Origin of the sequence: Williamwhitmania taraxaci (genome assembly GCF_900096565.1) — a bacterium.
Lineage (GTDB): Bacteria > Bacteroidota > Bacteroidia > Bacteroidales > Williamwhitmaniaceae > Williamwhitmania > Williamwhitmania taraxaci.
Window position 1 is genome coordinate 1 of record NZ_FMYP01000030.1, and the last position, 20,311, is coordinate 20,311.

Consider the following 20,311-nt stretch of genomic DNA (forward strand, 5'->3'; position numbering starts at 1 on the left):
AGGACGCCAAACAGCATGGTAACCAGCTGGGGTTTTGCCTTAAACGTCTTATAGTAATGGTCTGCACCATGCTTTTTCACCAAGCTGCTGACATTAATGGCATCGATTAAGTTGATGGCTTGTTTGAAAATCGGCTGTCCGACTAATTTTATTTCTGTATTTTTGCCCATGTTGTGTTTTTTTTTGCAAAACAAATCTACAACATCGGGGTGAAACCTTCGGGGAGTAGCCCCTTATTTTTATTCAACTAACGTTTCAACTGGAATCTTTTTGTCGGACAGTAGTGATAGGAATTCTAAAGGTGATAGCACTGATATTCTATCAAATCAATATGTTTTAAAAAAATCATATAAACGTATTTATAAAAATGGATTTAATGCATGGAGTCGTTCCTTTAGTGATTCGAAAAATAGTAAAATTCATTTTTACATTTTCGCAGATTCTATTGTAACCAAGTATTCCAATGATGAGATTAAATGCCAAAAAATGTATGAAAGGCATTTTATATATACCAAGGAAGAATTAATACGGAACGACTGGACAATAACATTTCCATAGAATAAAAACGGCTCTATCTGTTGGCGGAACTCAACGAATGTTGCCAAAGAAAAAATATTGCTTAACGCCTGAAGGATGGCTACAGCTGTGCATCGGCAATAGACACACATAGCGATGGAAAGGGCATTTCGTTCGACAATAGCAAACTGTTTTAGAAAAATAATTATGTAAAGCGCCCCGAACTTCGGGGCGTTTTGCTTTTTATAGGGGAGCTGTTTTTATGGAAGAAATTTATAACGAGATTTCACCTTTTCATGCAGTTAGGGTGTTGCAAATGGTTATGCTGCTTGTTGTTTTTTTCTGTGTTAATCTGTGGTTTGGTTTTATTCGTTAGTAAATCATCGCATTTGCCTTATGATCCCTTGTTGCCTTATTCTTTCATTTTCCTAGTGGTTAATCCTTTTTCTTCCTTCGCTATCAAATACCCGTGGCGAGAAAAAATAAGTATCTTCGCGCCGCTAAAATTGCGATGCGCCATGCTTAAGTCCAAGTCGTTCCTTGTTTACCTCGCGGTTGTGCTTGCCCAAGTTTTTTGGGCCATGACCTTTATCTGGTATCGCCAGTTCTTTCTCCTTTATGGACCTTACCCGGTCACGCTGGTGCTGTTTCGCTTGGTTTTTTCTTCAATACTGCTGGTTGCGGTTACGCTACTATTGGGCAAGCTGGAGCGGATAAAGCCGGGTGATCTAAAGTTTTTTGTGATACTGGCCTTCTTCGAACCCTTCGTTTACTTTATGGGTGAGGCTTACGGAATGACCATGCTCTCTTCCACGGTGGCTTCGGTTATCATCTCTACTATTCCGCTCATTGCGCCCATTGGTGCATATTTCTTCCATCAGGAACGACTCACCTGGGTGAACTTTGCTGGGATTATACTCTCCATTCTTGGGGTGCTTTTGGTGTTGGTGAGCAAGGATCTTACCTTAGTCGCTAGCCCACTTGGAATAGGTCTGATGTTTATGGCGGTTATGGCCACCATTGGTTATGGTGTTGTTATTAAGCGGCTGACGAAAAGCTATAACATCTTTACCATTACCACCTACCAAAACTCCATTGGATCGCTCTTCTTTATTCCCCTCTTCTTTTCGCTGGAGTTCGATCATTTTATGGCGGTTCCCTTTACCTTCGATGAGTTTTTGTTGGCTATGCTCATGACCATCTTTGCATCTACGCTTGCCTTTCTCCTTTTTGGTTACGCCATAAAACATTTGGGAATCAACAAGGCCAGCATCTTTAATAACGCTATTCCTGTAATTACAGCCATCGTTGCCTTTTTTGTGCTGGGCGAAATGCTTACGCCAATTCAGTTGCTGGGTATGGGTGTTGTGATTGGTGGTGTGCTGCTTTCGCAGTTAAATCGTGAACATCTTCGGAAGGCACACAGTATGGTAAAAGTTGGATATAACTATGCTCGAGTTAGAAAGTCTTAAGGAGCGCGCCGATAAGGAGGTTGCGAAAACGAAGTTATTCTTTCAACGGCTGAAAAAGCGTAAGCCGACAAAGCTCGATGGTATTGTGCAGGAGTTGCACGAGGAAGCCTTTGATCGGATTGATTGCTTGGATTGTGCCAACTGCTGTAAATCTATCAGTCCTAGCATTACTGACCGAGACATTGATCGTATGGCGAAGGAGTTACGCATTCGGCCCTCGGAGGTAATTAGCCGCTATCTCTACCTCGATAGCGATGGCGATTATGTGTATAAGTGTCAACCTTGCCCATTCTTGATGGCCGATAACTACTGCTCAATATACGAAAGCCGACCGAAAGCTTGCAGGGAATATCCCCATACTGATCGGCGTAAGTTCGATCAACTGTTGGATCTTACGATTAAGAATACATACGTTTGTCCTGCGGCGTTCCACATTGTGGAGCAAATGAAAAAGCACCCGGGATTGCTCTAGGGAACCATGATACGTACCGAAGCATGCACAATAGAGACCTTTAGTTCGGCACCCATGCTGCCTGGCTCGCCGTCGTAGTGCACGTATCCGGCTTCCTTGCGGTAGAGTATCGCCTCCTTGGCTCTAATGGTTTCTACATATTTGGAACCATTAATCAACTTCGTAAACATCCTAACGGCGAAGATAGGCGCTATGTAGAGCGGGAATTTCTTAACTATCACAATATCCATCATCCCATCAGAGGCATTGGCCTGTGGAGCAATAAAAGCGTTGTTGCCATACTGTGAAGCGTTAGCAAACGTTACCATAAAGGCGCTTCGCTCAAGCGTTTCTCCATTTGCAACGATAGTATACTGTTGCTCCCTAAAGGCAAAATACTCCTTGGTGGTGATTTTTGCGTAGGTTGATAGGCCACGTGTGCTAGCCTCGGCAAAGCGATTGCCTATAAGCGCATCGAATCCAACTCCGGAAGTGCAGAAGAAAACGTGGTTGTTTATTACCCCGTTATCGATGTTTATTACATTCCCATTGTTGATTACTTTAATAGCCTTTGTAATATTCATGGGGATTCCCAAGTGTCGAGCCAATCCATTGCCCGAACCGGTGGGGAGGATACCCATTTCGAGTGCAGTTCCCGCCACGGCTTTGGCTACCTCGTTAACCGTCCCATCACCTCCTACAGCAATTACTTTGGTGTAACCCTGCTTGTGGTAAGCATTTACTATTTCAGTGGCCTCGCCGGCAAACTTTGTGGTCACAATCTTGTAATTGTAGCGGTCGGAAAGCTTCTCTCTGATGATTTTTAGCGCTTTGTCGCGCTTACCAGTGCCCGAAACCGGGTTAACTATAAAAACAATCTTCTCTTTTTCGGTCACCATTATTGACAACTTCAATGCTCGGTTAAATATCTTGACTCTCCGTTTTTATTGCTAATCATGAGTCAAGGGTTGGATCACAAAGAAACGAAATATTGCTAATGCGACCACTTCTTTACTGCTGGATTTTAAGTGATTTATCTCATTAATTAAAACGTTTATCAGTTCAATCAATGCGTTGGCATGTGAATTTTATTCATTTGCCAATGATTATAAAATAATTTCGCGGAATAATCGTTGGATGGAGTGTAATGCTTAATAGTTGTATTCAATGGCTTTTAACCTAACTTGGAGTAAGGGCCGTTTCGTACAATTAGTTAACTTTACGCCCACTAAAAACGACATGAGAAAGAAAATTGGGCTTACACTCGTTGCAATATCACTTCTATGTAGTGCTCTCATGGCACAAAGTGGAGGAGAAGCTACCTATTCGTTTTTGAGGCTACCAGTTTCGGCACGAGCCTCGGCTTTGGGCGGCGAGGCGGTGGGTCTTTGGGACAACGATGCTGGGCTGGTTCTTCAATGTCCATCACTTATGAACGCCTCCACTACCAAACAACTATCGCTCGCCTATATAAGCTACTATGCCGATATTAGCTATGGCAGCATTGGTTTGGTTTACGATTTTGGGAAGTTGGGCACCATGGCCTTTGGCTTGTCCGGGATCAATTACGGTAGTTTCGATGCTGCCGATGAAGTTGGAAATATCACGGGTAGCTTTCGCGCATCGGAGTACTTTGCAAACATATCTTGGGCCCGCCCAATTAACGAACGATTTCAGTTTGGGGCTTCCTTTAAGCCGGTTTACTCAGCCTTGGAGTCCTATGTATCCTATGGTTTTGCTCTCGATATGGGAACTACCTACCACTCCACTGATAGCCTTTTTGCTGCAACCCTTATGTTTCGCAATGCAGGAACACAGGTTAAAACCTATACCGGTGAGCGGGAGCCATTGCCTTCTGAGGTTGTTGCCGGTGTTTCCTTGAAAATGCGGCATGCTCCATTTCGGATTCTGGCCACTTTCGACCAGCTTCAGGATATGAATGTTTACTTCAAACGGCCCGAAAAAAACACTGATCCCTTTGCAACAGGCGAAACCACCACCAAAAGCCAATCGGCCGTGGAGCGTTTTGGAAACGAGGTTCTTTCGCATACCACCGCAGGCGTTGAGTTTAATCCCCTTCGTGGTTTTTACCTTCGTGGAGGTTATTCTTTTCGGCGACGCAACGAACTCAAGCTGGTTGATCGTCCGGCAATGGTTGGTTTTAGCTGGGGATTTGGACTTAAAATCCGAAGGCTGATGTTTAATTATGCTCGTTCCAACTACCATATTAGCGGTGGCTCCAACGTTTTCTCCGTTACCGTGAATCTTGGTGAGAGGAGATAGGCAACAGGAATACAACGTGGTTTGCCTTATGAAGTCCTGCAAGTCACGGTGACTCTACAACTGTTCTTGATATCTGTTTCTTTGATGCTTAATTGTCAAATTGCAGTATTCATTTAACTTCTTCTAGTTTAGCAATCGTTTGTTGCAATTTTCAACCTTCATTTTCGCTACTTCTCCGTTTTTAGCCCTACTATTTTTGTTACCTTTGCTTGCTTAAAACGATTAAGGATGCCTTCGAAAAAAATTACGATTGCTATTGATGGTTACTCTTCCTGTGGCAAGAGCACTTTTGCTAAAGCAATTGCTAAGGAGTATGGATATATTTTTATTGATAGCGGAGCAATGTATCGTGCCGTCACCCTTTATGCGCTAAACAGAGGTGCTGTAACGGTAGGTAAATCTGTTGATGCAGCCAAAGTAGTTGCGCTTCTTCCTGCTATTAAAATCGGTTTTCAATTCAATGCCAATGTTGGTCGATTTGAAACTATTTTGAATGGCGAAGTTGTGGAAGATGCAATCCGAACCATTGATGTTTCAAACTTAGTTTCTCCGGTTAGCGCCATCGGTCAAGTGCGTGAGCAAATGGTTGCCCTACAGCAGGTAATGGGTAAGGAGAAGGGAATTGTTATGGACGGCCGCGATATTGGAACCGTTGTGTTTCCCGACGCCGAACTTAAAATATTTATGACTGCCGATCCTAAGGTACGCGCTATGCGACGCTTTAAGGAACTTCAGGAAAAGGGCGACAACACTACCCTTGAAGCCATTGAAGCCAACGTTCGCAGCCGCGACCACATGGACGAAACTCGCGACATTAGCCCACTACGTAGGGCCGATGATGCGCTCATTTTAGATAACGGAAACATGACTCCCGCCGAACAAATGGTTTGGGTTAAGGAGATAATGAATAAGCTGTAGATATGGCAATCGTTGTTGAGGTTGATAACGGTTCGGGTTTTTGCTTTGGCGTGACAAACGCCATCCAGAAAGCAGAGGAGTTGCTTACTCGCGGCGAATCGCTCTATTGCCTTGGCGAGATTGTGCACAACAGTGAAGAGGTAAATAGGCTAGAAAGCAAAGGACTTAAAACGGTTGACTACTCAAATATGTCATCGTTAAAAGGTAAGCAATTGTTGGTTCGGGCGCACGGTGAACCACCCGAAACATACCAGTTGGCCAGCGAAAGTGGCGTTAATATTGTTGATGCAACTTGTCCAATTGTTACAAAGTTGCAGCAGCGTGTGGCAAGTGCTTATTCGGAGATGCAGTTGGTAGGTGGACAGGTAGTGATTTTTGGGAAGAAAAGCCATCCGGAGGTAGTTGGTTTGATCGGAAATGCAAATGGTGCGGCTATTATCATCGAAAAGGTTGAAGAGGTAGCGATGCTGGATTGCTCAAAACCAACGGTTCTCTTTTCTCAAACCACCATGGATGGCGAAGATTACGTTGCCCTTGGTGAGGCTATTAAGCAAACGATGGATACGCTTATTCCAAATGGTTCCAGTCAACTAAAGGTTGTAAACTCAGTTTGTGGAAGCGTTTCGAACCGGAAGCCAAAGTTAGCCGAGTTTTCAAGTCGCCACGACATGGTTGTGTTTGTTGCGGGAAAAAAGAGTTCCAACGGAAAAGTGCTGTATCAGGTTTGCAAAGATGCTAATCCAAATACCATCTTCATGGAATCGGCCGCAGAGATAGAGGAGTCAATGTTCGAAGGAATTAACTCCGTGGGAGTTTGTGGGGCCACCTCTACGCCATTGTGGCTGATGGAACTGGTAGCAGAAAAGATTCGCGCAATCTAGGTGCTCATAAAATGTATTGATAGCACCGATTGGTGCTATATATCGGGTTGTTTAATACCACCCATGATGAATATTAAATTGCTAAAAATAGATATATGGCAAAGTTTAAGAAAATTGGAGTATTAACTTCAGGTGGAGATGCTCCGGGTATGAATGCTGCTATTAGGGCCGTGACTCGTACCGCTATTTACAACGGAATTAAGGTTGTAGGCGTAATGCAGGGATATGCTGGTTTGATTGCCGGTGAATTTCGCGATTTGAAAACCACCGATGTGAGTGACATCATTCAAAAGGGAGGAACCATCCTAAAGACGGCCCGTTGCATGGAGTTTAAGACAAAGGAAGGTCGCCAAACTGCCTACGAAAATGCTAAGAAGCAAGGAATTGAAGCCCTTGTGGTTATTGGCGGTGATGGATCTTTCACCGGTGCAAGGCTGCTTTCGGAGGAGCACCCCGATTTCCCAATCGTTGGTATCCCCGGAACTATCGACAACGATCTCTTTGGTACCGACTATACCATTGGCTACGATACTGCACTAAATACGGTAGTGGAGGCGGTAGATAAAATTCGCGATACAGCATCCTCGCACAACCGCCTCTTCTTTGTTGAGGTAATGGGCCGTGATGCTGGTTTTATTGCACTGCGAAGCGGAATTGCGGTAGGTGCCGAGGCTATTTTAATTCCAGAGGTGCATACTCCTTATGCCGAGTTGAAAGCGTATCTCGAAAATAATAGTAAGCGTAAGAGGCTCAATAACCTCATTATAGTTGCCGAGGGTGCTGATCAAGGTGGAGCCATTGAAGTGGCCAATAAGGTAAAGGCCGATTTTCCGGTTTACGACGTTAAGGTTACCATTTTGGGACACATTCAACGCGGTGGATCACCATCTGCATTCGATAGGGTTACTGCATCTAGGCTGGGAGCCGGTGCTGTAGAGGCGCTTCTGGATGATCAAAAGAGCATCATGGTAGGTATTGTGAATAATCAAATTTCGCAGGTGCCATTCAATCAAACCATCAAGAACAAGAAGGATATTAACGTGAGTATGTTAAAACTTGCCGAAATTCTTTCCATTTAAGTTGCGATGTCCGTAACTCCTCGGAGGCTTTTTGCCGATGTTATTTTGCCTGTGCCAGTCCCCAAGGCTTATACCTATGCTATTCCTGAATCGATGGAGCAGCAGGTTGCCATTGGGGTTAGGGTTGTTGTGCAGTTTGGACGGAAAAAGTTGTACTCTGCGGTGGTTGTTAGGTTGCATTCCAATGCACCTGCCGAATACGAAACTAAGGATATTTTTTCGGTTCTCGATACCTCACCAATTATTACTTCACACCAGCTTATGCTGTGGGAGTGGATATCGTCCTACTACATGGCCTTTCCGGGCGATGTGATGAGGGCGGCACTTCCTGCTGGCATGAAGTTGGAAAGTGAAACCCGAATTTTTTTAACTGGCGAAAATGCCGACCACTTCGACCTAGACGAGCAAGATTACAAGGTGGTTCAACTTGTTAAAGAGCGAAAATCAACTACGGTTCAGGATTTGTGTAAAGAGCTGGAGGTGAAAAATTCAATGGCGGTGCTTGGCCGATTGATACGGCTTCAAATTATAAGATTAGAAGAGTCGCTAAAGGAGAACATTAAACCGCGAACCGAGAGCGTGGTTGTGCTTCATCCCTCTGTCTCCAATGAGGCGGCTGTAAATAATCTTTTCGAAAAACTTAGCTCCGCACCGGCTCAGCAGCGTTTGCTATTGGCTTACCTCTCGTTGTCGCAGCCGTTCGATTGGAGTAATCCAATTCGAGTAAAGCAGAAGGATTTGCTCGAGAAGGTTCAGGTAACCTACGGTGTTCTTAAGGCCTGCCGTGAAAAAGAGATATTTTTAATTGAGCAGCGCGAGATTAGCCGTATTGAGGATGGCGAGGCTACAAGTTTTGCCTCGGAACTTTCCGATGCTCAACAGAAGGCTTTGACCGAGGTTGAAGCTCACTTCAAAGAGAAAGATGTTGTGCTGCTTCATGGTGTTACCGGAAGTGGCAAAACCGAAATTTATATTCAACTGATACAGAAGGTACTCGATGAGGGAAAGCAGGTTCTTTACCTTCTGCCTGAAATTGCACTTACAACCCAAATTATCAACCGACTTGCGCGTGTTTTTGGCGATAGGGTTGGGGTTTACCACTCTAAGTTTAGCGATGCTCAGCGTACCGAAGTTTATACCCGAATGCTTGGGCAAGGTACTGATGCTGAAAATTCTCGCTACGACTTGATTCTCGGTGTGCGGTCATCGGTTTTTTTGCCATATGCCAACCTTGGATTGGTAATTGTGGATGAAGAACACGAAAATACATATAAACAGTATGATCCGGCACCACGCTACAATGCTCGTGATACCGCTATGGTGATGGCAAACTCCTTTGGTGCAAAGGTGCTTTTGGGTACGGCAACACCGTCCATCGAGTCTTATCACAATGCATTGCTAGGAAAGTATGGTTTGGTTGAGTTGCTTAGCCGACATAAGGATGTAGCATTGCCCAGCTCCATTCTGGCCAACACTATTCGCGCACGGAAAATGAAGCAGATGGTGGCAATGTTTACACCACAAATGTTGAAGGCTATAGACGAAGCCCTTAAGAAGAAGGAACAGGTAATACTGTTTCAGAATAGGCGTGGTTTTTCACCTTATCTTGAGTGCTCCGATTGCGCCCATATTCCTCGGTGCGAGAATTGTGATGTAAGCCTTACCTACCACAAGGCGGGACATAACATGGTTTGTCACTACTGCGGATATACAGCAAAAGTGCCAGCCCTCTGTCCTGCATGTCATAGCACCGATATAAAGACGAGAGGGTTTGGAACAGAAAAGATTGAGGAGGAGTTGCAAGTTGTGTTTCCCGAGGCCAGAATTGCACGTATGGACTTGGATACTACGCGCTCACGGATCAGCTACGAGCAGCTAATTTCCGATTTTGAAGAGTATAAGCTCGATGTACTTGTGGGAACTCAGATGGTAACCAAGGGACTCGATTTCGATAAGGTTTCGGTTGTTGGTGTGCTCGATGCCGATAGCCCGCTAAATTTTCCTGACTTTCGAGCGCACGAGCGCAGCTTCCAACTCATGGCGCAAGTTAGCGGGCGTGCCGGCCGGAAGGAGAAACAAGGGTTGGTTGTTATCCAAACGGCTCAGCCTGAACATCCCGTTTTAAAATTTATTGTCGATAATAACTATATCGATTTCTTTAAAAGCGAGCTGCATCAGCGTAAGCAATTCATGTATCCTCCCTTTTATCGTCTTATTCGAATTACAGTTAAGCACCGCGACAGGGCTATTACCAACGCTGCCGCCGAAATGCTAGTAGCAATGCTCAAACAGGCGTTTGGAAAACGAGTTCTTGGACCCGAAGAGCCTATTGTTGCTCGAATTCAGAACTTCTACATAAAGAATATTTTGCTTAAAGTAGAGCGCGATAGGAGCGTAGCTCGCGCCAAGGAGATTCTTGCCGAGTGCATTGTTCAGGTAAAAGGCCGCGACGATTACCGCAGCGTATTCTTCTCGCCTGATGTTGACCCGTATTAAGCGACCTATTTTGATTGGCGGCGCTGTAATCGTTTAACAATCATTACGCCCAACTCTTCGTAGCGAATTAATTCTGGATTGTCAAACATTTGAATTTTCGAGAGTTCCTTGAGCCGCGTCGAAAAATCCTGAACACCTCTGTTTAGTTCCCCTTGGTTTAGGTTCCCCATTATCAACTTGTAGAGTGCCCTGGTAAACACCTTGGTTCGCTCACAGTTTTCACTCTTAAGATGGCGGTAGTAGTATATCCGTAAGTTTTCTCCTTCGTTGTGCAGCTCGTCAGGATGAATCTCCATGAGTAAAAGAACTCTAATGGTGGTGAGCATCAGGTTGAGTCCTTGCTTATCTTTTGATATATATTTGCTGTTGTTGCTGAAAGCGTTTATATCAACTTTTCGTGCATACTCAGGTATGTATTTCCCTATTAAATTTGGCGATTCCGCCAGAAAAGCATAGTAGAGGTATGCTTTGCGAATTTCCCAGGCTATCTTGTCCGGAGTGTTAATTAACTCGTACTGCGGTTGACTCTTTACCTCGAGCCATACCTCGGCAGCTTGTTCATACATCTTCTCCTTACATAGTATGTCGAAGTGAAGGACTTGTATGGCAAATCGGTTGAAGGCCTTATAGTCAGTTAACTCTAGACATATTTCAATTGCTTTTTTTGAATCAAGCAGGTTGCCCTCCATTCTTGAACAAATTGCCGTGTAAAAGTAGTAGTCGATTTTGGCTGCAATAGTTTTTAGCTGTGGGTTGGCGTCCAGCAACGCGCATAACTCATTGGTTGAGTTTTGAATCTGGTTTGTTTTATTCGTTTGAATAAGCTGTATTATTCTAAGGTATATCAGGTTGTATTGAAGAATGGTGTTTGGAGTTTGCGCTGCCCACTCCTCAATAGTATTTGCGTATGTTTTTGCTTCCTCTTCAAGAGCCGAACTTTTTGATATAAAGCATTGAATACGGCTTGTGGCAAGTTCGAGCCACCCTGTAGATTGAATAACCCTGTTGTTTAATACCGAGAGTTCATCAATTCTGAAGTTTATGGTTTTTACTTCGTTCCATTGACCTTTCAGCGAGGCAATAGTTCGTTCCTGCTGAAGACATTTTATCTCAATATCGGTTAGGTGATATTGCTGCGCCAATATTTTTATTCGTTGAATAATTCTTTCAGCAGTATGAAATACGTTTTGGAGTAGCAGCTTCATCGAAACTGTAAGTTCCTTTTCGCACTCAAATTTTATGGAATGAATGTTTCCCCTGTCGAAATACTCAGTGCCAAGAACAATCTCGGTGAGCTTGTTAACAAGGTTGCGCTTTAGCATTAGGTAGCGCTTGTCCTTTGGTAGGGAATTGTATATGTGCTTCGCAGCTTCTTCGTCTGTTGAAGCTTTGCCGTGCTGCAGCAAATTGAAAAACTGTCGCATTTTGGAACTTGGCGAAAGGAGGGCGTCAACGTGCTTTGGAGGACGCTGCATAATAATAAAAACAAGTTCACTAAGAAGATCCATAGTTACGTAATCGGAGGTTGTAATATTAAAATATTGTTGGTCGAAATGTAGTATAATTTACTTGTGTGGAACGTATATACTTATTTTTTTTGAGGGAACAGTTATATTAGGAAGGCAAAATACTGTAAATACCACACGCATTTCCCATATAGTTCAGTAGAAGCGTGCTGTTGTTCTATAATCGTTTTTGGCATTAAGCTTACTAGGTGACCGTTATTGTAACTTAGCTTTGCGGTGGTTTGTATGGTAGTTTGTAATGGCTTAGCCTGTCATTGTTTTTAAAACCCTTGGTAAAAACGTTATCGTTTGTTTCGGTTAAAGGGATTTCGGTCCCCAAAAGAGGATTTACTCTTCGACTTATATTGTTATTGCGTTATGAGCCAAGTCCATATATGTTTGCTGAAATTTAGTTGCAACAACCATGTGGAAAAAAATCATTGCTGGAAGCGCATTACTCCTGTTTATTTCAGTAGTTCAGAATAACCTCTTCTCTCAGGAAGTCTCAGTAAATAAGACCGTAACTAGAGCAACTGCTGTAAGCGAGTCGTTTGATTCTGGCGTAAAGAATTACTACGCTGCGGGAACCATTGCAGGAACCGCTGGGAGTTGGTATGTGGAGGAGGGATTGCTTGGCTATTCTCCTCGCGACCAAAAAGTGGGTGCAAAGGCAGTTCGCCTAAGAGATGCCGGAATTTTACGCATGGCTTTCGATTTTGCCGATGGAATTGACGTGGTAACCATTTCGCATGGTGCATTTGGAACAGATGCTGCTGGAAAGTGGGAACTTTATTCCTCCATAAATGCAGGTGCCGATTGGGTAAAGGTCGGATCGACCATCACCACCACAGCAATAATGGGTAGCTCCGCTATCTCGGTAAATATTGCCGGGAATGTGCGCCTCGAAATACGAAAGGTTGATGGAACTGAATCCCGAATTGATTTCGATGAAATTTCAGTAACATCCTATGTTCCTCCAGTAGACCCTGGTGATACCACTCCTTCGCGAGAAGATAATATGGCATTAGGAAATCCGAGTGGGGCAGCTCACGATGAGACAATCCCTAACAACTACCTAATGGTGAAGAATGAATATGCTCTTTCGTATAATCGTGATAAGGGCACTGCAAACTGGACTAGCTGGCATTTAAGTTCAGCATGGGTAGGCGCAACGGATCGTACCGATAAATTTACAGGAGATTTGACGTTACCCACCGGTTGGTTTGTTGTTGGGGATGGCGATTATTCTGGTTCCGGCTTTGATCGGGGTCACCTATGTCCCTCTGGAGATAGGACCTTTAGTATACCCGAAAATGAATCTACATTTCTAATGACCAATATGATGCCTCAGGCACCTTACAACAATCAGCAACCTTGGCGTTTGCTCGAAGATTATTGCCGTACTTTGGCTAGTGCTGGTAATGAACTTTATATTATTGCTGGGCCTGCAGGACAGGGTGGAATTGGAAGTAACGGTGGCATTACAAATACACTAGTCGGAGGAAAAGTTGTAGTTCCTGCATATACATGGAAAATAATTTTGGTAATTCCTAATGGACAGAATGATGTGGCTCGAATTCGGCCAAATACACGAGTTATTGCTATTTGGATGCCAAACACCCATACCGGACTTACAACCGCCTGGGGTAATTGGCGTACTTCTGTCGACTTTATCGAAAGCCAAACCGGATTCGACTTTCTTTCGGAAGTGCCAGTGGCTGTTCAGGCTGTGATTGAAGCAGCGGTCGATAATGGTGCTGTGAAGTAATTCGCTTCGCTTTTTTAGTTGCGTTTATTAGATAGTTTCAAGTGCCTCAGGTAATGCCTGGGGCATTTTTTTTGTCGGGTCTTCGATTTTAGTTATTGCTTAAATTTGGGAAGCCAGCAACAAATATCCATTTAAGTTGGAATAATCTTATGTAATTACAACCGTTGCGCTTTACCCTGAGGGCTAAATTGTAACGTTTTTTCTATTTTTTGTTTGCTACAACCTCCACGTTACTCTGTTTTACTTGTGTTCATCAGGCAAATTGTTTCCTTATTAGTCTATTTACTAATGGTTTTAATTTGTAATTGACTTTGGTCTAGGCAAGGCATAGATTTGCCTTTACCTAATCCAAAAACCTATGAAAAAAGTATTTATTGCCGTTGCCATGATGACGGTCCTGTTTAGCTGCTCCAAGGATGAATCTTTGGTTGTGAACACACAAGAGTCTGCTGTAGCGATAAAGCGAGCATCGACTACCATCTCTACCGAAACCTTTGAGTTGGGAGCAAAAACCTCCTACACTGCAGGTGCGATTACCTTTGGCTCAGGCTCTTGGTATCTCAACGACGCACTCATAGGGAATTCCACCAGCGATAAAAAGTTAAATGCCCAGTCGATTCGCATACGCAATTTAGGCATGCTTACTTCTCAGTTTAACTATGCTACGGGCGTTAGCACCATTCAGATTTATAGCGGAATTTATGGAACTGATGCCGCCAGTGCATGGGAACTTTACTACTCCGTTAATAGTGGTAGCACCTGGACAAAGGCTGGTTCTACTGTTACAGCCACTACGACGCTAACGGCCGTTACTTTTACCCTTAATATTTCCGGCAATGTTCGTTTCGAAATTCGTAAGATATCGGGAGGTTCTGCTCGCCTAAATATTGATAATATTACTGTTAATAGCTACGAAACAACAACTCCACCGGTTGATCCGGGAACAGGTATCCCTGGTCGCGACAATAACATGGCCTTAGGTAATCCTAGTGGTGCCACTGCCGATGCTGCAAACTACAATAACTATTTAATGGTGAAAAATGAGTATACTCTATCCTATAATCGTGATAGGGGAACTTCCAACTGGACCAGCTGGCACCTTAGCAAGGCTTGGCTAGGTAGCGCTTCTCGCCCCAGCTCTTTCTCTTCCGATGCAACGTTGCCTACCTCTTTTTACCACGTAAACTCCACTGATTATAGCGGAAGCGGTTTTGATAGGGGCCATTTGTGCCCCGCTGGTGATCGCACTTACAGCGCCACTGAGATTAAAAACACCATGTTGATGACTAATATGATGCCTCAAGCGCCTATCAACAACCAACAACCTTGGGAAAAGCTGGAAACCTACTGTCGTACATTGGCCAATGCTGGTAGTGAAATGTACATTATCGACGGTCCATTCGGAAAGGGTGGTTCTGGAACTAATGGAGGAACTACAACTACAGTTGCTGGCGGAAAGGTAACCGTTCCTTCCTATACATGGAAGATTGTGGTTGTTCTGCCAAATGGAAGCAACGATATTTCCCGTATAACCTCCTCTACCCGTGTTATTGCTCTTTGGATGCCTAACAATCAGTCCGTGTCTACAACCTGGGGTGGTTATAGAACAACCGTTGATTATATCGAGTCTCAAACCGGTTTTGACTTTTTATCCAATCTACCTACTACGATTCAAGCTGCAATTGAATCGAAGGTAGATGCTGGCGCAACCAACTAAAATTAGGCAGGCTTTTTCTATATTGGGCTACTTCGCATTTGCGAAGTAGCCTTTTTTGATAAGGGTAATAGGAATGGATTTTGTCGATACTCGCTAAACGGTTATTGTCACTTACACCAATTCCATTAACTTTGCTGCCTAAGTTTAAGGTTATTTGTGATGAACAAGGAAAAGATTAAAAAGGCGTTTGCCCAGTTCAATGGGTTTAAGGTCATAGTGATAGGTGATGCGATGGTGGATGCCTATATGTGGGGAAAGGTCGATCGGATTTCGCCGGAGGCACCGGTCCCCATTGTGGCTTGCTCACAGCAGGAAAATCGCCTTGGCGGTGCAGCCAATGTTGCCTTAAATATCCAAGCACTTGGTGCTTCACCCATTCTTTGTTCGGTGGTAGGTGACGATCCCAAAGGTGTTGTTCTGAGGGAACTCCTCCGAGCCGAAAACCTAACCGCCGAGGGTGTGTTCGTTGATCCTTCGCGTCCAACTACCGTAAAGTCACGCATCATTAGCGATAACCAACATTTGTTGCGGATCGATTGGGAGAAAATCGATAACCTCTCGCCCGAAGTCGAAGCAGCATTTATTCAACATATTCTTTCCCTTATCGATAAGCACAAGGTAGATGCCATTGTGTTTGAAGATTACGATAAGGGTGCTATTACCCCCGAGTTAATCCGTCGGGTAGTGGAAAAGGCAAAGTCCAATGGCATTCCCACTTTGGTTGATCCTAAAAAGCGAAATTTTGCTGCCTATAATGGAGTTACTCTTTTTAAACCAAACTATAAGGAGTTGGTTGAGGGGTTGAAACTCGATGTCAAGAAGAATGATTTTGATGGGATTTTTGATGCGGCTAAGTTTATTCATCGACAGATGGGGGTGGATTTGGTATTTATCACACTTTCCGAGTTGGGTGTTTTCATTAGCAATGGTGAAACCTATAGTGCAATTCCCGCTCATATGCGCGAAATTGCAGACGTTTCTGGAGCCGGAGACACAGTAATTAGCACAGCCAGTTTATGTCTTGCTGCTGGACTTTCGCCTGAAGAAACTGCCACTATTGCAAATTTAGCTGGTGGTCTAGTTTGTGAAAAGGTGGGTGTAGTGCCTGTAAATAAAGACTTACTGCTAGCGGAGTGTCTTAAATCATAGCAGATTCTGCTTGCTCTCGGAATGTTGCTCCTACTACTACTCGGATTGCCCTCGGGACAATACCGAAAGTAAATGGTGAGTGGCCTACCGCTTCACCATCAAGTTCCATCGGCATTGCCGGTAGGGAATGTATAGCAATTTCTTTGGCCCTTACTACGCTTATTTTTGGGTGATCGTAAATTTTTCCGTTGTATAGGATAGGGAGGTTTCTAAGAACATTCCACTTGCTTAACTTACGGATTATGGTCATGTCGAATAAACCGTCATCGGAAACCGCATCGGGCACCTGAAGCATTCCTCCTCCGTTGAATTTTCCAATACCTAGTGTTGCCGAGAATATATCACTTTTTATACTTCGTTCATCGATTCTGGCATAAACGCGGGTGGCCCTATATACTATTAATGAGTGCACCAATGCAAGGATATAAAGCCATTTGCCTCTGCGACCCAACTCTTTAAGTCTGTTGAAGCGAAAGCCAACAGCACCATCAAAGCCAATACCCACTGCATTGGCAAAATACCGATTGTGGTGCACCTTGGTTTCGTAAAATGTGGCTAGACCAATATCCTGGAGAAAGTCGTGCTGCTCTATTAAGGCTTCCACAGCCGAACTGTAATCCCATGGTAATTTGTAAGTCCGTGCCCAGTCGTTTCCGGTTCCCACGGCAATTGTGCCTAGCAGTATTTCAGTTGTAGGTACCTGCTGTTGAATAAAAATGCCGTTTACAATCTCATTCACTGTTCCGTCACCACCCACCGCTATTATTTTTCGGTAGCCGTTGTTGATGGCCGAAACGGTTAGTTCAACCGCATGGTAGCGCTTCTTGGTAAACTCAAAGTCAAACTCTACCCCTTTGCTCTCTAAGGTGGCTTTTATTATTGGCCAATCTTTATGGCCTCTGCCGCTTCCTGCTTTGGGGTTGATGATAACTTTCCAGCGATTGTCTTTCAATTTGTCGCGCGGTTTTAATTCAAGCAAAAATAGTGTTTTCAATCATTCAATGATTAATTCATCCGTAAAAACATTCAACAGCCAACCTCTCAATACGCTGCGCTAAGCATATGGACCCCCTTTCGACAGATGTTGGTTGTTTCTTTGCTGGCGTTATGGCTATTGTGGCAGGTAAATTGTTTTGTTGCCCTGCTTGTTATGAAATAAGAGATGGAAAAGCTCGTTTTAGAGGATGCGTACCGTTAATCCCCAATGTTTTGCATTTTACCTCTACTCAACACCTTAAATAAATGCGGTGATGTTAGGCAAACAGATGTTTTTTTCCTTTCTTTACAATATAAATGCGTTATTGTAATGGTCTGATAAATAGACGTTAGGATTTGTTTGCCCTTTTTAGACGTTAGGTTAATTAGACTTTTATAACTAACATTGCAAAACGAAAAAATACACACTCTAATGGCAAAAGTAATTGCTTTAGCTAATCAAAAAGGCGGAGTAGGAAAGACCACCTCTGCCATTAACCTTGCTGCAAGTTTAGCAGTATTGGAAAAGAAGGTGTTGCTAATTGATGCTGATCCGCAGGCGAATGCTACCTCCGGAACTGGTTTCGATCTCAGAAATGTTAAGACTAGCATTTATGAGTGCTTAGTGGACGACGTCAACCCCAAGGATGTGATTCTTAAGAACGAGGATATTCCAAATCTCGATCTTATCCCGTCGCATATCGACCTTGTTGGTGCCGAGATTGAGATGCTCAACCTCCCTAACCGGGAACATATGCTTAAGAATGTCATCGCCAAGATTCGCGACAACTACGACTATATCTTAATTGACTGCTCTCCTTCACTTGGCCTTATTACTGTAAATGCACTCACTGCAGCCGATTCCGTTATGATTCCGGTACAATGCGAGTATTTTGCACTTGAAGGTCTTGGTAAGCTCCTCAATACCATTAAGATTATTCAGGCTCGTCTTAACCCCGATTTACAAATCGAGGGATTCTTGCTCACTATGTACGATGCACGTTTACGGCTTTCGAACCAAGTGGTGGATGAGGTTAAGAAGCATTTTCAATCCATGGTATTCGAAACCATTATTCAACGTAATATAAAACTTAGCGAAGCACCGAGCTATGGCAAACCCGTAATTCTTTACGATGCAGCCTCAACCGGTTCGCTCAACTACTTGAACTTGGCTCGCGAGGTTTTACAGCGGAATGAAGATATTCAGTTGGCGAACGAAAAAAAAACAAAATAGTTTTTTGAAGAATTTTTAAGTCCTATGGCAAAGAAAATGGTATTGGGTAGAGGATTAGGTGCGTTGATTGATGGCGGTAGCGATCCCATGATTGATCATGAGGAGCATAGAGTTGTTACTTCCGAATTGGTTAATGAGATTGAACTATCCAAAATAGACGTAAATCCTTTTCAGCCAAGAACACACTTCGACGAAGAGGCCCTCAACGAACTTGCTGAATCAATTAAGAAGTTAGGGATTATTCAGCCCATCACGGTTCGAAAGGTGGAAGACAGATACCAGCTCATTACCGGAGAACGTCGTTTTCGAGCTTCGAAAATTGCTGGATTGGTTAGGATTCCTGCTTACGTTCGTACTGCCGATGATCAGGGTATGCTGGAGATGGCGTTGGTCGAAAATATTCAACGCCAAGATCTCGATGCTATCGAAATTGCAATAAGCTATCAGCGGTTGATTGATGAGTGTAACCTCACTCAGGATAATATGAGCGAGCGTGTTGGTAAAAAGCGCAGCACTGTAACCAACTACCTCCGATTGCTTAAATTACCCGTTGAAATACAGGCGGGTATTCGCGATAGATACCTTTCCATGGGGCATGCACGTGCCATAATTGGAATTGAGAATGCTGTTTTGCAACTCGAAGTCTATAAGCGTATTATTGCTGAAGATCTCTCTGTTCGTCAGGTTGAAGCCTTGGTGAAGGAGATTCATGAGGGTCAATCCAACAGCAAGCCTAGGAACGATAATGGCGAGGAGGCTGATGAGGTTTACTCCGAGAGTTACCAAAAACTTCGCACCCATTTGGAGAAATACTTTAAGACTCGCATAGATGTGAAGCATGGTCCTCGAGGCACAGGTAAAATCATTATTTCCTTCCGAAGTGAAAAGGAAGTGGAGGAGTTGGCTGAAAAAATGGAGTTGCTAAACCTTTACTAATTATCAAGAGTTTTGATTAATCGTTGTCGCATAAGCGTACAGGCTGTTTCCCTGATGGTGATTACAGCCTTTATTTTTAATGGAAATGTTTTTTCCCAAAGTGCCGATTCCCTCGCCCCAAAAGGAAAGGATACCATCTCTGTAGGCAAACTTTGGATACGGTCGACTATCTTGCCCGGCTATGGACAAATCTATAATAAAGACTACTATAAAATTCCGATTTTTTATGGTGGCGCTGCTGCATTGGCTTACTTTGGATACCAAAGCAACATGAGTTACCATAAAGCCTTGCGCGACTATAATCAAATTGATAAAACAGGGATGTCGGTCCTTGCCGCAAAAGGGCTGAAGCAGGACTACCTCGATCGTCGCGACCAACGTGATCTCTATTATTTTGGTGCCGGAATGGTATACCTTGCATCCATTCTCGATGCCGTTTCCGGTCATCCTGCGCCGGGTCATTCTCCAGCGAAGGCCACCATATTCTCAACGCTGGTGCCGGGATTGGGCCAAATTTACAACCAGAAATACTGGAAGGTGCCTGCTATTTATGGCGGTATGGTTTCCGCTGTGTACATGATAGAGTTTAATAATAGGCAGTATAATCGATTTCGCACGGCTTATAACTACCAAGCCGATAATGATCCTACCACTGTTCCCGAACTTGATCGGACAGCCGATGAGTTGAAAAACTATCGTGATGCGTATCGCCGGAATCGTGATCTTTCAGTGATCATGCTCATGGGTGTATATGCACTGAATATTATTGATGCCAATGTGGATGCTCATTTCTACGATTTTGATATTAGCGATAACCTTGCACTAAAGGTGGAACCCATGACTAATTTTGTCTACGGAACGGGTCCAAATTCGCCCATTACACCAATTGCTGGATTTAATTTGGAGATAAGGTTTTAATTTTTATTATATT

17 protein-coding genes are annotated in these 20,311 nt (G+C 43.7%); 13 read left to right on the forward strand and 4 right to left on the reverse strand.

Translation table 11 applies throughout. The features are described from left to right. A partial coding sequence (locus BLS65_RS19030) for a DUF4372 domain-containing protein (RefSeq protein ID WP_125869821.1) occupies window positions 1-170 on the reverse strand: 170 nt, incomplete at its 3' end. A gap of 864 nt (window positions 171-1,034) precedes the next feature. Here BLS65_RS19030 and BLS65_RS09090 point away from each other — a divergent pair. Beyond that, window positions 1,035-1,988: a DMT family transporter gene (locus BLS65_RS09090; protein ID WP_170830057.1), complete on the forward strand. Its 954-nt coding sequence runs from the start codon at window positions 1,035-1,037 to the stop codon at window positions 1,986-1,988. Then, window positions 1,966-2,460: a YkgJ family cysteine cluster protein gene (locus BLS65_RS09095; RefSeq protein WP_092438163.1), complete on the forward strand. Its 495-nt coding sequence runs from the start codon at window positions 1,966-1,968 to the stop codon at window positions 2,458-2,460. Before BLS65_RS09090 ends, BLS65_RS09095 begins: the two co-directional genes overlap by 23 nt. Here the strand turns inward: BLS65_RS09095 and BLS65_RS09100 are convergent. Next, window positions 2,457-3,338, reverse strand: coding sequence for a diacylglycerol/lipid kinase family protein (locus BLS65_RS09100; protein WP_092438165.1), 882 nt, complete (start codon window positions 3,336-3,338; stop codon window positions 2,457-2,459). The genes BLS65_RS09095 and BLS65_RS09100 overlap by 4 nt on opposite strands. 340 nt (window positions 3,339-3,678) lie before the next feature. Between BLS65_RS09100 and porQ the strand changes: the two genes are divergently transcribed. The 5 genes from porQ to priA all read left to right on the forward strand — a co-directional run bounded on the left by porQ (window position 3,679) and on the right by priA (window position 10,096). Next, complete coding sequence (gene porQ / locus BLS65_RS09105) at window positions 3,679-4,722, forward strand: type IX secretion system protein PorQ (RefSeq protein ID WP_170830058.1); 1,044 nt, start codon at window positions 3,679-3,681, stop codon at window positions 4,720-4,722. A 228-nt stretch (window positions 4,723-4,950) separates the two neighbouring features. Continuing rightward, entirely contained in the window at window positions 4,951-5,640 is a 690-nt protein-coding gene (cmk, locus tag BLS65_RS09110; protein WP_092438170.1) for a (d)CMP kinase, read from the forward strand. A 2-nt stretch (window positions 5,641-5,642) separates the two neighbouring features. Then, a complete protein-coding gene (locus tag BLS65_RS09115; protein WP_092438172.1) occupies window positions 5,643-6,521 on the forward strand; it encodes a 4-hydroxy-3-methylbut-2-enyl diphosphate reductase in 879 nt (292 codons plus the stop codon). A gap of 95 nt (window positions 6,522-6,616) precedes the next feature. Further along, entirely contained in the window at window positions 6,617-7,600 is a 984-nt protein-coding gene (gene pfkA, locus BLS65_RS09120) for a 6-phosphofructokinase (RefSeq protein ID WP_092438174.1), read from the forward strand. A gap of 6 nt (window positions 7,601-7,606) precedes the next feature. Then, the gene (gene priA, locus BLS65_RS09125) at window positions 7,607-10,096 is read left to right on the forward strand and encodes a replication restart helicase PriA (protein WP_092438176.1); all 2,490 of its coding nucleotides are present in this window, start codon (window positions 7,607-7,609) and stop codon (window positions 10,094-10,096) included. A 5-nt stretch (window positions 10,097-10,101) separates the two neighbouring features. On the opposite strand, the gene BLS65_RS09130 is transcribed toward priA, so the two are convergent. After that, window positions 10,102-11,604, reverse strand: a complete 1,503-nt coding sequence (locus tag BLS65_RS09130; protein WP_092438179.1) for a hypothetical protein — start codon at window positions 11,602-11,604, stop codon at window positions 10,102-10,104. Between the two features lie 421 nt (window positions 11,605-12,025). Here BLS65_RS09130 and BLS65_RS09135 point away from each other — a divergent pair, with 421 nt between their 5' ends. The 3 genes from BLS65_RS09135 (at window position 12,026) to BLS65_RS09145 (ending at window position 16,235) form a co-directional block, all read left to right on the forward strand. Continuing rightward, the gene (locus BLS65_RS09135; RefSeq protein ID WP_092438181.1) at window positions 12,026-13,369 is read left to right on the forward strand and encodes a DNA/RNA non-specific endonuclease; all 1,344 of its coding nucleotides are present in this window, start codon (window positions 12,026-12,028) and stop codon (window positions 13,367-13,369) included. A 358-nt stretch (window positions 13,370-13,727) separates the two neighbouring features. Continuing rightward, window positions 13,728-15,086: a DNA/RNA non-specific endonuclease gene (locus BLS65_RS09140; RefSeq protein ID WP_092438183.1), complete on the forward strand. Its 1,359-nt coding sequence runs from the start codon at window positions 13,728-13,730 to the stop codon at window positions 15,084-15,086. Between the two features lie 159 nt (window positions 15,087-15,245). Continuing rightward, window positions 15,246-16,235, forward strand: coding sequence for a bifunctional heptose 7-phosphate kinase/heptose 1-phosphate adenyltransferase (locus BLS65_RS09145; RefSeq protein ID WP_092438185.1), 990 nt, complete (start codon window positions 15,246-15,248; stop codon window positions 16,233-16,235). On the opposite strand, the gene BLS65_RS09150 is transcribed toward BLS65_RS09145, so the two are convergent. Continuing rightward, window positions 16,225-17,229: a diacylglycerol/lipid kinase family protein gene (locus BLS65_RS09150; protein ID WP_092438187.1), complete on the reverse strand. Its 1,005-nt coding sequence runs from the start codon at window positions 17,227-17,229 to the stop codon at window positions 16,225-16,227. The two genes, BLS65_RS09145 and BLS65_RS09150, sit on opposite strands and share 11 nt — an antisense overlap. Window positions 17,230-17,643: 414 nt before the next feature. Here BLS65_RS09150 and BLS65_RS09155 point away from each other — a divergent pair, with 414 nt between their 5' ends. From BLS65_RS09155 to BLS65_RS09165, 3 genes are read left to right on the forward strand one after another with little or no spacing between them, the layout of a single operon-like run. Continuing rightward, window positions 17,644-18,444: a ParA family protein gene (locus tag BLS65_RS09155; RefSeq protein ID WP_092438189.1), complete on the forward strand. Its 801-nt coding sequence runs from the start codon at window positions 17,644-17,646 to the stop codon at window positions 18,442-18,444. A gap of 24 nt (window positions 18,445-18,468) precedes the next feature. Continuing rightward, complete coding sequence (locus BLS65_RS09160; protein WP_092438191.1) at window positions 18,469-19,380, forward strand: ParB/RepB/Spo0J family partition protein; 912 nt, start codon at window positions 18,469-18,471, stop codon at window positions 19,378-19,380. A gap of 12 nt (window positions 19,381-19,392) precedes the next feature. Beyond that, window positions 19,393-20,298, forward strand: a complete 906-nt coding sequence (locus tag BLS65_RS09165) for a DUF5683 domain-containing protein (protein WP_125869822.1) — start codon at window positions 19,393-19,395, stop codon at window positions 20,296-20,298. The last annotated feature ends 13 nt before the right edge of the window (window positions 20,299-20,311 follow it).

Excerpts from the sequence above, each read along its gene's own strand:
- BLS65_RS09090 (WP_170830057.1), top strand. The coding sequence starts at position 1,035 with ATGCTTAAGTCCAAGTCGTTCCTTGTTTACCTCGCGGTTGTGCTTGCC.
- BLS65_RS09095 (WP_092438163.1), top strand. The coding sequence starts at position 1,966 with ATGCTCGAGTTAGAAAGTCTTAAGGAGCGCGCCGATAAGGAGGTTGCG.
- BLS65_RS09100 (WP_092438165.1), bottom strand. The coding sequence starts at position 3,338 with ATGGTGACCGAAAAAGAGAAGATTGTTTTTATAGTTAACCCGGTTTCG.
- porQ (WP_170830058.1), top strand. The coding sequence starts at position 3,679 with ATGAGAAAGAAAATTGGGCTTACACTCGTTGCAATATCACTTCTATGT.
- cmk (WP_092438170.1), top strand. The coding sequence starts at position 4,951 with ATGCCTTCGAAAAAAATTACGATTGCTATTGATGGTTACTCTTCCTGT.
- BLS65_RS09115 (WP_092438172.1), top strand. The coding sequence starts at position 5,643 with ATGGCAATCGTTGTTGAGGTTGATAACGGTTCGGGTTTTTGCTTTGGC.
- pfkA (WP_092438174.1), top strand. The coding sequence starts at position 6,617 with ATGGCAAAGTTTAAGAAAATTGGAGTATTAACTTCAGGTGGAGATGCT.
- priA (WP_092438176.1), top strand. The coding sequence starts at position 7,607 with ATGTCCGTAACTCCTCGGAGGCTTTTTGCCGATGTTATTTTGCCTGTG.
- BLS65_RS09130 (WP_092438179.1), bottom strand. The coding sequence starts at position 11,604 with ATGGATCTTCTTAGTGAACTTGTTTTTATTATTATGCAGCGTCCTCCA.
- BLS65_RS09135 (WP_092438181.1), top strand. The coding sequence starts at position 12,026 with ATGTGGAAAAAAATCATTGCTGGAAGCGCATTACTCCTGTTTATTTCA.
- BLS65_RS09140 (WP_092438183.1), top strand. The coding sequence starts at position 13,728 with ATGAAAAAAGTATTTATTGCCGTTGCCATGATGACGGTCCTGTTTAGC.
- BLS65_RS09145 (WP_092438185.1), top strand. The coding sequence starts at position 15,246 with ATGAACAAGGAAAAGATTAAAAAGGCGTTTGCCCAGTTCAATGGGTTT.
- BLS65_RS09155 (WP_092438189.1), top strand. The coding sequence starts at position 17,644 with ATGGCAAAAGTAATTGCTTTAGCTAATCAAAAAGGCGGAGTAGGAAAG.
- BLS65_RS09160 (WP_092438191.1), top strand. The coding sequence starts at position 18,469 with ATGGCAAAGAAAATGGTATTGGGTAGAGGATTAGGTGCGTTGATTGAT.